This is a genomic window from Variovorax sp. PAMC26660 (assembly GCF_014302995.1).
GTDB lineage: Bacteria > Pseudomonadota > Gammaproteobacteria > Burkholderiales > Burkholderiaceae_C > Variovorax.
The window spans coordinates 3,777,642-3,789,853 of record NZ_CP060295.1 but is presented as its reverse complement, the minus strand read 5'-3'; the positions used below and the strand labels follow the sequence as shown (position 1 = coordinate 3,789,853).

Below are 12,212 nucleotides of genomic sequence, written 5' to 3'. Positions count from 1 at the left end.
CCTTCTTGTCTTCAGCGCAGGCGCGGGTTGAGCGCGTCGCGCAGCCAGTCGCCGAGCAGGTTCACGCTGAGTGCGATCAGCACCAGCATCAGGCCCGGAAACACCGTGATCCACCATTCGCCCGAGAACAGGTACTGGTTGCCGATGCTGATGAGCGTGCCCAGCGAGGGCGAGGTCGGCGGCACGCCGACGCCGAGGAACGACAGCGTGGCCTCGGTGATGATCGCGGTCGCGACCTGGATCGTGGCCAGCACCATCACCGGCCCCATCACGTTGGGCAGCACATGGCGCAGCATGATGCGCAGCGGCGCGACGCCGGTGACGCGCGCGGCCTGCACATATTCTTTATTGCGCTCCACCAGCGTGGAGCCGCGCACCGTGCGGGCGTACTGCACCCAGCCAGTCAATGAAATGGAAATGATCAGCACGCCGAAGGCCAGCGACTCGTGCGCGTTGGGAAAGAGCGCACGACCGACGCCGGCAATGAGCAGCGCGACCAGGATGGGCGGGAACGACAGCATGACGTCGCACACGCGCATGAGGAAGGAATCGAGCCAGCCGCCGAGGAAGCCAGCCAACAGGCCGAACACGACGCCGACGAGCACCGACAGCACCACCGACACCAGGCCGACGATCAGCGAGATGCGTGCGCCGTAGATGACGGCCGAGAGAATGTCGCGGCCCTGGTCATCGGTGCCGAGCAGGTACTTGGATGTGCCCTCGGCGCTCCACGCGGGCGGCAGGCGCGCATCGCTCAGTTCGAGCGTGGCAAGGTCGAAGGGGTTGTGCGGCGACACCCAGCCGGCGAACACCGAGCAGAAGACGCACACCAGCGCAATGAGCGCCGCAGCCATCGCGACCGGCGAGGTGCGAAAGCTGTAGCCGACATCGCTGTCGAGCCAACGGGCCAATGTTTTTTTCATCGCCGGGCCGCCCCAAGAGGAAAAGCGGCCCCCTCAGGGGGCAGCGGACCTTGCGCAGCAAGGGGAGCGTGGGGGTTATTTTTCATCGTGAGGCAAAAAGGAATGGGCCCGCAAGAAGCGGGCCCATGGTCGGGCCGTGCAGGCGACGGCCCAGGGTCAACTTACTTGATGCTCATCCACTTGAAGTACATGAAGTTGTCGGCCAGTTGCACCAGCTCGACCTTCTTGCTCACGCCCCAGGCCAGCGACTGCTGATGCAGCGGCAGGTGGCCCACGTCGTCGGCGTGCATCTTGAAGGCTTCCTTGATCATCTCGTTGCGCTTGCCCTTGTCGGACTCGGACTGGATCTTCTTGGTCAGCTCGTCGAGCTTGGGATTGCAGTAAGCACCCAGGTTGAACTGGCCGGTGCCCTTGTCGTCGGGGCAGGAGGTGAGCGAACTGAGCGCGTTGTGCGAGTCGTAGGTGGTCGGGGTCCAGCCCAGCATGTAGAAGCTGGTGTCGCGGCGCAGCACCTTCGGGAAGTAGGTGCCCTTGGTCTCGGCCACGAGGTTGATCTTGACGCCGATCTTCGCAAGGTTGGACGCGACGCTCTGGCAGATCTGGCCGTCGTTGACGTAGCGGTCGTTCGGGCAGTTCAGCGAGACCTCGAAGCCGTTCGGGTAGCCGGCTTCGGTCAGCAGCTTCTTGGCGGCTTCGACGTCATAGGGCAGGCGTTTGTCCTGCTCGGCGGTCCAGCCGTTGATGCCGGGGCCGACCAGCAGGCCGGTGGGACGCGAGGCGCCGCGCATCACGGTCTTCTGGATGCCGACGATGTCGATGGCCTGGTAGAAGGCCTGGCGAACGCGCTTGTCCTTGAACGGGTTCTTGCCCTTGATGTTCGAGTACTGCAGCTCGTCGCGCTTCTGGTCCATGCCCAGGAAGATGGTGCGCATCTCGGGGCCGGTGATGACGCGCGCATTGGGTGCGGCGTTGATGCGGGCGATGTCCTGCACGGGCACGGGTTCCATCACGTCGACTTCGCCGGAGACCAGCGCGGCCACGCGGGTGGCGGGGTTGGCAATGGGCGTGAAGATGATCTCTTGCGCGTTGCCTTCGATCTTGCCCCAGTAGGTGCCGTTGCGCGTGAACACGGTGCGCACGTTGGGCTGGCGTTCGCGCACGCGGAACGGGCCGGTGCCGTTGGCCTTGAAGGAGGCGGTGTTCTCGATGCCCTTGCGTCGGTCGACCGGCTTGGTGGCCTGGTTTTCCTCGCACCACTTCTTGCTCATGATCATGGTGAGCGAAATGACGTCGGGCAGGATCGGGAACGGGCCGTTGGTTTCGATTTCGACGGCAAGGTCGCCGACCTTGCGCACGGCCTTGATGTCGCTCAGCGTGGCGCGCATGTCGGAGCCGTCGCCCTGCGCACGCGCGAAGCTGAAGACCACGTCGTCGGCGGTGAACGGCGTGCCGTCATGGAACACCACGCCCTTGCGCAGCTCGAAGCGCCAGACGTTCGGCGAGGTCTGCTTCCAGCTGGTGGCGAGCAGCGGCGCAAGGCTCAGGTCCTTGTTGCGCCCCACGAGGGTTTCATAGACGTTGGCGGTCACGCTCAACTGCAGCGATTCGTTGAGCGAATGCGGGTCGAGCGAGAGCGCATCGCCCTGATTCGCGATCCGGATGGTCTGCGCATTCGCGACCAGGCTGGCGGTGCTCAGCGCGCACAGGGCTGCGGCCGCGGCCACTTTCTTCTTGAAACTCATGGGAACACTCCTCGGGTTGAAATCGAACACATCACGACGCCGCGGTGGCGGCGGCTTTCCCTGGCTGCGCGCCGCGGGTAGCGGCAAGCGGCATGCCCTGCTCGACCAGGCCCGCGTGCAACGCGGCGCCCAGCGGCAGGATCTCGTCATTGAAGTCGTAGCGGCTGTTGTGCAGGAAGGCGCCGCTGCGGGCGTCCTGGCCGATGCGCAGGTAGGCGCCAGCCTTCTTCTGCAGCATGAAGGAGAAGTCTTCGGCGCCCATGCTGGGCTCCATGCTGCGGTCGACGTTCTTCGCGCCGACCAGCGACTCGGCCACGTCACCCGCAAACATCGCCTCGGGGGCGGTGTTGATGGTGGCCGGGTAGATGCGTTCGTACTTGATGGCGGCGGTGGCGCCGAAGCCCGTGGCCACGGCCGTGCACAACTCGGTCAGGCGCTGCTCGACCTGCGCCTGCACGCGCGCGCTGAAGGTGCGCACGGTGCCGACCAGCGTGGCCTCGCCAGGCACCACGCTCATCGCGCCGAGATCGCCCGCCTGCATTGCGCAGATGCTGACGACGGCAGCGTCGATCGGGCGCACGTTGCGCGAGACGATGCTCTGCACCGCAGTGATGATGTGCGCGGCGACCACCACCGGATCGACGGTGAGGTAGGCATGCGCGCCATGGCCGCCCTTGCCCTTGATGCTGATGGTGATGCGGTCGGCCGCCGCCATCATTGCGCCGCGGTTGATGCCGACGGTGCCGGCCGGCATGGCGGGCCAGTTGTGCATGGCGTAGACGGACTGCACGGGAAAGCGGTCGAACAGGCCGTCTTCGATCATCACGCGGGCGCCGGCAAAGCCTTCTTCACCGGGCTGGAAGATCAGCACGGCGGTGCCGTCGAAGTCGCGGGTTTCGGCGAGGTAGCGGGCGGCGCCGACCAGCATCGCAGTGTGCCCGTCGTGGCCGCAGCCGTGCATGAGGCCGTCATTGGCGGAGCGCCAGCCGAAGTCGTTGTCCTCGCGCATGGGCAGCGCATCCATGTCGGCGCGCAGGCCGATCATGCGGCCGCTGGCGGTGGACCTGCCGCGGATGACGCCGACCACGCCAGTCTTGCCGATGCCCTCGTGGATCTCGTCCACGCCGCAGGCCCGCAGCGCCTCGCGCACGCGGCCCGAGGTGTAGACCTCTTCGAAGCCGAGTTCGGGATGGGCATGCAGGTCGCGGCGAAAGGCCGTGATCTCGGGGTAGAAGCTTGCGATGTGCGCGAATGCCCTGCCAGAGGCTTGCAGGCGCGGTGCGGTAGCGGTCGCTGTCGTCATTTCAATGCCCTCCTGCCTTGCCCACGCGCAGACGCGGATCGACCACGAAGTACAGAAGGTCGACCACGAGATTGATCACCACGAAGATCAAGGCAATGAGGCACAGGTAGGCGGCCATCACCGGAATGTCGGCGAAGGTCACGGCCTGGATGAACAGCAGGCCCATGCCAGGCCACTGAAACACCGACTCGGTGATGATGGCGAAGGCGATCAGGCCGCCGAGCTGCAGGCCGGTGATGGTCATCACCGGCACCAGCGTGTTCTTGAGCGCATGGCCGAAGTGGATGGCGCGGTTCGACAGGCCACGTGCGCGCGCGAACTTGATGTAGTCGGTGCGCAGCACCTCGAGCATCTCGGCCCGCACCAATCGCATGATGAGCGTGAGCTGGAAGATCGCCAGCGTTACCGCCGGCAGCACGATGTGGTGCCAGCCGTCGGCCTTGAAGAGCCCGCTGCTCCACCAGCCGAACTGCACGGTCTCGCCGCGCCCGAAGCTCGGGAACCAGCCCAGCGTCACCGCGAAGACGAGGATCAGCAGGATGCCGATCAGGAAGGTGGGCAAGGACACGCCGAGCAGCGACACGGTCATGAACACCTGGCTCATGAAGGTGCCACGGCGCAATGCGGTGTACACGCCCATCGGAATGCCGATGAACAGCGCCAGCGCGGCGGCCACGAGCGCAAGTTCGAGCGTGGCCGGAAAGCGCTCGCCGATCAGGCGCGACACCTTCGCACCCTGGCGCAGGCTCAGGCCGAACTCGCCTTGCGCCGCATTGACGAGAAAGTGCCAGAACTGCACGAAGAAGGGCTGGTCAAGCCCCAAGGCAGAGCGCAGTTCGCGGATCTGGTCGGGCTTGGCGTCTTGTCCCAACAGGAACACGACGGGGTCGCCGACATATTGGAACAAGAGGAAGGCAATGAACGCGACCGCGACCATCACGATCACGGCCTGGATCAGGCGGCGCAGTACAAAGGCAGTCATTCAGAAACAAAAGTGATCGGGCATGCTAGCAGTGCAAGGTGCGTGCCCGCACGGTGGTTCCCCGGGGGTGGAGCGCATGTTTTTCCGGGTTGCAGAACGAAAAAAAGCCACTCGACTTTCGTCGAGTGGCTTTCGCATCTTTCGATTCGAAGCTGGCTTACGCCAGCGTCAAATTAGAAAGCGTGACGGATACCGAAGTCGTAGCCGGTTGCGCTCTTCGGAGCGTAGCCGCCACCAGCCAGGTAAGCAGGCGAGCCACCGGTGGTTGCGCCCATGACGGCCGGGTTGTTGTAGGCGTTCTTCAGGTTGATGCGCGACAGCGTAGCGTACAGGGCAGTGCGCTTCGACAGGTTGTGCACGTAGCCGATAGCGAGCTGGTTGCCGCGAGCATTGCCGTTGTTCGTGTTGAAGAAGTTGAACGTCTGCGGAGCGCCGTTCTTGTACTTCACCGACGAATACGAAGCGCGGATCAGGCCAGCACCGACCGGCACGGTCACACCCAGCAGGTAGCCGTTGTACTTGTCGCTCTGCGTCGTGGTTGCCAGGTACGGCAGACCGAGCAGGGCAACCGGAGTGCCGAGTTGGTTCTTGTCCTTGACTGCCGAGTACTCGCCGAACAGCTTGACGGGACCGAAGTCGTAAGAAGCACCCAGGTTGAAGGTGTTGATCTTGCGATTTTGGCTGGCCGTCAGGCTGGCCGAGTCGGCTGCCGTGCTTTGACCGTACGAAGCTGCGACGTCCAGCGGGCCGTTGGCGTAGCCGAAGCGGCCACCAACGTAGCGACCCTTGCTCGACGGGCTGCTGGTCGTATCGCTCAGCTTGACGTTCTCATGCAGGGCGTACTGGAACTGACCGTAGAAGCCACCCAGGTTCGGCGGCAGGAAGTAGCCGATCGAGTTGCCGGTACGAACGTAGTTGTCGCTAGCAGCGACTGCGGAGCCAGGGCCCGCAGAGCTTGCCAGACGAGTGTTGACATTCGAGATCAGGTTGGTGCCAACGCCGTTGGTGCCGAACGGATCGAACACGGTGTCGTTCCAGAAGGTCGGGGTGTAGTCGCGACCGAGGCGAACTTCACCGAAACCACCCGACAGGCTCACCGTCGAACGACGGTTGAAGTTATTGATGCCCTTGGCACCGTCATCGTTGCTGATGCCGGATTCGAGCCAGAAGCTGGCAGCCAAGCCACCACCGAGGTCTTCCGTACCACGGAAGCCCAGGCGGCTCGAGTTGTAACCCGAGTTAGCCAGCGACGTCTGGCTTTGCTTGCGGCCAGCGGGAACGGCAAAAGGCTGGATCGCGAACGGGGTCGCGGGCTGCCAGGTGCTCTTGGTCGAGTAGTTACTGATCGACGCGTCGACCACACCAAACAGAGTGACGGACGACTGGGCCGAGGCGACACCGGCAACAGCCAGGGCAGCCAGAGCAACTAGAGATTTTTTCATTGCAAGTTTCTCCAAGGTTAAACATAGGGCTCCGGTGCGAAGGGCTCACCGTGACTGGCACTTTGTGCTCCCACCGGACCCCGGGCCAACCTCCTTTTGGGAAGTTGATGCTATTGCACCAGAGCCGCTGCGGCAGGGCAAAACAATTCGCCCGAAATCTTGGATGGCCAGCGCGTTTCGTTGCAGTCGTGCAACAAAGGACTTAGCCCACCTGGCGCACCACGATATGAAATCGAACGGCGATTCCGCGCGACATTTGCCATGTGCGTTCAAATAGCTACATGACGCCCTTGCTCGACCCTGTTCTGACCGCAGCAGATGCGGCATTGCGCACCCTTTTTGCTCGCCCTCATGCAACCCGGCCCATACCCCTGCCTTCGCAAGCGCCCGGAGAAATGAGCGAAAGCGAACGCCGGGACGCCGGTGCATTGATGCGCGTGAATCATGTGGGTGAGGTCTGTGCGCAGGCGCTGTACACGGCCCAGGCGGCCGTCGCACGCGATCCGGCACTTCGCGCCCAGCTCATGGAGGCTTCGCATGAAGAAACCGATCACCTCGCGTGGACACGCCAGCGCCTCGATGAACTCGGCGCGCGGCCTTCGATCCTGAATCCGCTCTGGTATGCGGGAGCGTTCGGTCTCGGCCTCGTCGCGGGGCGCCTCGGGGATCCGCTGAGCCTTGGGTTCGTCGCGGAAACCGAACGCCAGGTAGAAGCTCACCTCGACAGCCACCTGGATCGTCTTCCACTTGCTGACAGCGCTTCCAGGGCCGTGGTCGAGCAGATGAAGCTCGATGAAGCACGCCACGCCGCACAGGCTGTCGACGCTGGCGCGGCGGAACTCCCGGCGCCGGCCAAGGCCCTGATGCGCGTGGCCTCCCGCGTGATGACCACGCTGGCGCATCGCATCTAGGGGCGACTTCAGGTTTCGATCAGGTCGAAACTGGTGGTGATCTCGGCGGTCTTCGCAAGCATGATGCTGGCCGAGCAATAGGTTTCGTGGCTCAGTGCAATCGCGCGCTCCACGGCCAGCGTCGGAATTCCCTTCCCCGCCACGGTGAAGTGCATGTGGATTTTCGTGAAGACCTTCGGGTCTTTTTCCGCACGTTCGCTGGTCAGCTTGACGCTGCAGCGTTCGACACGATGGCGCCCGCGCTTCAGGATGAGCACGACGTCATAGGCCGTGCACCCTCCCGTACCGGCGAGCACGGCTTCCATTGGCCGGGCCGCGAGGTTCTGTCCGCCGTTTTCGGGTTTCGCGGCATCGGGGGCGCCATCCATCATCAAGACGTGGCCGCTGCCCGTTTCGGCAACAAAGCCCATGGCCGATCGGGTGCCTGCGTCGCCAGTCCAACTTACTGTGCATTCCATGGTTTTTGAGGGTTCCAGTCGGGGATGTCGGGCAAAAATGCACGCCGGCATCCATTTATGTGTGGGAAAAGCATCACTCGCTTGTTGCAACGCAACAAACAGTCGATATACTTTATTTCATTGCGCGCCAAGCTGTGCGCACCCAGTTGTCTCCTCCACCCTTCCAATTGGTGGATTTAGCCCCGAGCTGCAAAGCTCGGGGCTTTTTTCTTTCCGGTGAGGCACGGGGACGCCGAAGCCACTCTAGTGCACGTCCGAAAAGGGCAGCTGCTCTGGCTGCCCTGGCTGTTGCCGGTGTTGCCTCGGCCCAGTCGTCCGTCACGCTGTTCGGTGTGGTCGACGCGTCGATCAGCGGCTATTCGAACAGCTCGCGTGATCTGAACAATGGCGTCACGCGCAATGCCAACGGTCTGCCGGTCATCGATCCGTTCTACGTGAACCAGGGTAGCGTCAAGACCAGCAAACGCGCTCTGGCCAGCTCGGGCTACAACGGCAGCCGTCTGGGCTTCCGCGGCACCGAAGACCTCGGTGGCGGCCTGGCTGCCAGCTTCTGGCTCGAAGCCCCGATCAGCAATGACGATGGCGCCACCGGCGTTTCATCTTTCAAGCGCCGCTCGACCGTGAGCCTGTCCGGTGGCTTCGGTGAACTCCGCCTCGGTCGCGACTACACCCCGACCTTCTGGAACGACACCGTGTTCGATCCGTTCGGCACCAACGGTGTGGGTACCAACCTGATCAACACCGCCAATGGGTACAACACCAAGAGCAGGTTCGACCCTACAGCCGCTGGTGGTTTTGGCGGCAATACGAACTATGACCGCGCAAGCAATTCGATCGGCTACTTCCTGCCGCCGAACCTCGGAGGCTTCTACGGTCAGGTGATGTATGCCTTCAACGAGCAGACGAAGTTCAAGTCCAACTCGGCCGCTTTGACCAATGCGTTCTACAAGGACAACACGGCACGCGCCGGTCGCTACGTCGGTGGCCGCTTCGGGTACGCCAATGGTCCGCTGGACGTTGCAGTCGCCTACGGCAGCAGCACCACTGGCGATCAGTACCAAGCCGGCATCACCAGCAAGGTGAACACGTTCAACCTCGGCGCTTCGTACGACTTCGGTCCCGTGAAGCTCTTCGGAGAGTACTCGAAGGCCAAAAACAAGGTTGACTACGAAACCCAACAGTTCGACATCCTTGGTCGTGACAACGGCACCGATCTGACAGGCTACCTGCTCGGCGTGACCGTGCCGGTCGGCGCTGGCCTGATCCGCGCTTCGTACTCGGCGGTCAAGTACGACCGGAATCAGAAGTTCGCGTTCAACCAGTTCGCGTTCAACAAGGCTGATGAGAAGGCCAACAAGCTAGCCCTCGGCTACGTGCACAACCTGTCGAAGCGCACGGCTCTGTACGCAACGATCGCTCGTGTCAGCAACAAGAACGGCGCTGCTCTGTCGACCAGCAACCTGCTCTTCAGCAACAACACGACCTTCACCCCGAAGACGTCGACCGGCTACGACTTCGGCATCCGTCACGCGTTCTGATCCGCAATTCTTGATTCCCATGCTGGCTCACGCCAGTTCGAATCGGCAAAGCCTCAAGTCGCCCAGCTCACGCTGGGCGGCTTTTTGTGCTTTCTCAGCTCATCCGGCCACGCCTGCTTTGCAGCAGCCCCACATTCATTTCTCCGCTCAGCACCGATGCGTAGAAACGCTCGACCATGTTGACGCTCGTTCGCGCATTGCGCGCCAAGGTCAGCATGTCGATCCCCTGCCCATACAGAAGCCGCAACGTGATTGCGGTATGGCGCAGGCAATACAGCGTCCTCGATTGACCCAGTGGCCCCTTTCCGAGCCCCGTCTTTTCGAGCACCCAGTGAAAGAAAAAATTGAGCACCGCGAGCGCGTGCTCGCGGTTCTTCAACTGCGGCAGGAAGATGTAGTCTTCCGCCCCGCCAAAACCATGCTCGCGGCGATGAACAAGCAAGCATTCGTAGACACGCACGGCCGGACGCAAGCTCACGATGGGCTGGCTGTGCCGCTTGGTCTCAGGCAGGTTCATCCGCAGGTAGACATGCTTGCCGCGCACAACCTCGATGTGCTTGTGCTTCATGAGCTTGATGTCGCTCGGACGAACGAAGGTGTTCACCATCCAGCGGATCAACCAGGGCAGCTCGTCGGGCATGACGAGCAACTCGCGCGCAATCCAGAAGCGCTCGCCGGCGGAAAGCCGGTCGAGCACCGGATGCGAATGTCCGCGCAGGCTGCGCGCAGCAGCAATCAACGCCCGGTACTCCGCAACGCTGAAGCTGCCACGTGGCTGGCTGCGCACCTTGATCTTCGGAAATGCAGGCGCGTCGCGCAGCACGCCGGTGTGCACGCCGTGCATCACGACCTTGCGCAACAACACCAGGTACTGGGCGATCGTCGTGCTTGTGAAACCTTGCGCCCCCAGGTGATCGATCAAGCGTTGCGCATCGGCCGTCCCGAATTCTTCTGCAGGCAAATCACCCAGCAGTGGAACGATGTGCGCCCGCAATCTGTTGCCCATCACCTGCCATGTGGGTCGTCCAATTTCTTTTCGCTGAACGCGTGCGGCCTCGGCTTTCATCAGTCCTTTGGAAAGGTCACTGACAGAAACTGATAACAAATTTTGCTCAACGTTTACTAGTTTGGCGGGCGTATGAATCGCGGAATAGGTGCGTTTAAAAAAACCCGAATCATTTGCTGCTGGGACGCGAGGGAAGAGGTTTATGACATTTGTGTCCATGTACTCTTCCGCAAGCAATCCCGATGCCTCTTATCATCGTCAGTTAGCAAATGAAAACTCCCTTGAAAAAAATCGTGCGCGATGCGCCTGTTCATTCGGCGCTGACGCCCGCTGACTATCTCAGAAAAATTCTCAACGCCCGGGTCTACGACGTTGCCGTCGAGTCCGCGCTGGAGAAAGCGCGCGCGCTCAGCGAGAGGCTCGGCAACACTGTTCTGCTCAAGCGCGAAGACCAGCAACCTGTCTTCAGCTTCAAGCTGCGCGGTGCATACAACAAGATGGCGCACCTGGATGCGGAGCAATTGGCGAGGGGGGTGATTTGCGCGTCGGCCGGCAATCACGCGCAAGGCGTCGCATTGGGTGCACGCAAACTCGGCACGCGTGCGGTCATCGTCATGCCGGTGACCACACCCAAATTGAAAATCGATGCGGTTCGCGGCTTCGGTGGCGAAATCGTTTTGCACGGCGACAGTTATTCAGACGCCTATTTGCACGCGCTCGAATTGCAGGCCCGGCAAAACCTGACCTTCGTTCATCCATTCGACGACCCCGATGTGATTGCGGGCCAAGGCACCATCGCCATGGAAATCCTGCGGCAGCACCAAGGTCCGCTCGATGCCGTGTTTGTGGCGATCGGCGGCGGTGGCCTGATCTCCGGCGTGGCCAACTACATCAAGGCCGTGCGACCCGAGATCAAGGTGATCGGCGTGCAGATGAACGACTCCGACGCAATGATGCAATCGGTCGCTGCGCACAAGCGTGTGAGCCTGCCCGACGTGGGCCTGTTCTCGGACGGCACCGCCGTCAAGCTCGTCGGCGAGGAAACCTTCCGCATCGCCAGCGAGCTGGTCGACGACTACATCGCCGTCGACACCGACGCCGTATGCGCGGCCATCAAGGACGTCTTCGTCGACACGCGCAGCATCGTCGAGCCGGCGGGTGCGCTGGCGGTGGCGGCAATCAAGCAATACGTCGCCCAGCACGGCCGTCATGGCGAGACCTACGCAGCCATCCTGTGCGGCGCCAACATGAATTTCGACCGGCTGCGTTTCGTGGCCGAGCGGGCCGAAGTCGGCGAGGAACGCGAAGCGCTGTTCGCAGTCACGATCCCCGAGGAGCGCGGCAGCTTCCGCCGCTTCTGCGAGCTGGTCAGCGAGATGCCCGCGAGCACCGCCGAAGCCTCCGGCGGCGGCGCGCCACGCAACGTGACCGAGTTCAACTACCGCATCAGCGATGCCGCCAAGGCCCACGTGTTCGTCGGCCTCACCACGTCGGCACGCGGTGAATCGGCCACCATCGCGCAGACCTTCATCGACCACGGCTTCGACGCGCTCGACCTCACGCACGACGAACTCGCCAAGGAGCATCTTCGGCATCTCGTCGGCGGCCGCACGGGCCTGGCGCACGACGAACGCCTGCTGCGCTTCGTGTTCCCCGAGCGTCCCGGTGCGCTGCTCAAATTCCTGAGCCTGATGCGGCCGAACTGGAACATCAGCCTGTTCCACTACCGCAACCAGGGCGCCGACTACGGCCGCATCCTGGTCGGGCTGCAAGTGCCGGCCGGGGAGTCCACCGCCTTCGATGCCTTCCTCGAAACGTTGGGCTATCCCTACGTCGAGGAAACGACCAACCCGGCGTACCGCCTGTTCCTGCAAGCCTGACGCACGACGGAAAAAGAAAAGCCGGCG

General features: G+C 62.7%; 10 protein-coding genes. 3 read left to right on the top strand and 7 right to left on the bottom strand.

Annotated features, from left to right (window positions below):
* Positions 1-11: 11 nt before the first annotated feature.
* From H7F35_RS17940 to H7F35_RS17920, 5 genes are all read right to left on the bottom strand, one after another.
* Entirely contained in the window at positions 12-923 is a 912-nt protein-coding gene (locus H7F35_RS17940) for an ABC transporter permease (protein ID WP_187107965.1), read from the bottom strand.
* Positions 924-1,084: 161 nt separating this feature from the next.
* Positions 1,085-2,665: an ABC transporter substrate-binding protein gene (locus H7F35_RS17935; protein ID WP_187107964.1), complete on the bottom strand. Its 1,581-nt coding sequence runs from the start codon at positions 2,663-2,665 to the stop codon at positions 1,085-1,087.
* Positions 2,666-2,696: 31 nt separating this feature from the next.
* Positions 2,697-3,968 (bottom strand): M20 aminoacylase family protein, encoded by a 1,272-nt coding sequence (locus H7F35_RS17930; RefSeq protein WP_187107963.1) that lies wholly within the window; start codon positions 3,966-3,968, stop codon positions 2,697-2,699.
* A gap of 1 nt (position 3,969) precedes the next feature.
* The gene (locus H7F35_RS17925) at positions 3,970-4,950 is read right to left on the bottom strand and encodes an ABC transporter permease (RefSeq protein ID WP_187107962.1); all 981 of its coding nucleotides are present in this window, start codon (positions 4,948-4,950) and stop codon (positions 3,970-3,972) included.
* A 173-nt stretch (positions 4,951-5,123) separates the two neighbouring features.
* Positions 5,124-6,392: a porin gene (locus tag H7F35_RS17920; protein ID WP_187107961.1), complete on the bottom strand. Its 1,269-nt coding sequence runs from the start codon at positions 6,390-6,392 to the stop codon at positions 5,124-5,126.
* Between the two features lie 281 nt (positions 6,393-6,673).
* Between H7F35_RS17920 and coq7 the strand changes: the two genes are divergently transcribed.
* Complete coding sequence (gene coq7 / locus H7F35_RS17915; RefSeq protein ID WP_187107960.1) at positions 6,674-7,303, top strand: 2-polyprenyl-3-methyl-6-methoxy-1,4-benzoquinone monooxygenase; 630 nt, start codon at positions 6,674-6,676, stop codon at positions 7,301-7,303.
* An 8-nt stretch (positions 7,304-7,311) separates the two neighbouring features.
* Here the strand turns inward: coq7 and H7F35_RS17910 are convergent, their stop codons facing one another.
* Positions 7,312-7,761, bottom strand: coding sequence for an OsmC family protein (locus H7F35_RS17910; RefSeq protein WP_187107959.1), 450 nt, complete (start codon positions 7,759-7,761; stop codon positions 7,312-7,314).
* 272 nt (positions 7,762-8,033) lie between these two features.
* Here H7F35_RS17910 and H7F35_RS17905 point away from each other — a divergent pair, with 272 nt between their 5' ends.
* Positions 8,034-9,299 (top strand): porin, encoded by a 1,266-nt coding sequence (locus H7F35_RS17905; protein WP_187114323.1) that lies wholly within the window; start codon positions 8,034-8,036, stop codon positions 9,297-9,299.
* A 94-nt stretch (positions 9,300-9,393) separates the two neighbouring features.
* Here H7F35_RS17905 and H7F35_RS17900 read toward each other — a convergent pair whose 3' ends face one another.
* Positions 9,394-10,524 (bottom strand): hypothetical protein, encoded by a 1,131-nt coding sequence (locus H7F35_RS17900; RefSeq protein WP_187107958.1) that lies wholly within the window; start codon positions 10,522-10,524, stop codon positions 9,394-9,396.
* 50 nt (positions 10,525-10,574) lie between these two features.
* Between H7F35_RS17900 and ilvA the strand changes: the two genes are divergently transcribed.
* Complete coding sequence (gene ilvA / locus H7F35_RS17895) at positions 10,575-12,185, top strand: threonine ammonia-lyase, biosynthetic (RefSeq protein ID WP_187107957.1); 1,611 nt, start codon at positions 10,575-10,577, stop codon at positions 12,183-12,185.
* The last annotated feature ends 27 nt before the right edge of the window (positions 12,186-12,212 follow it).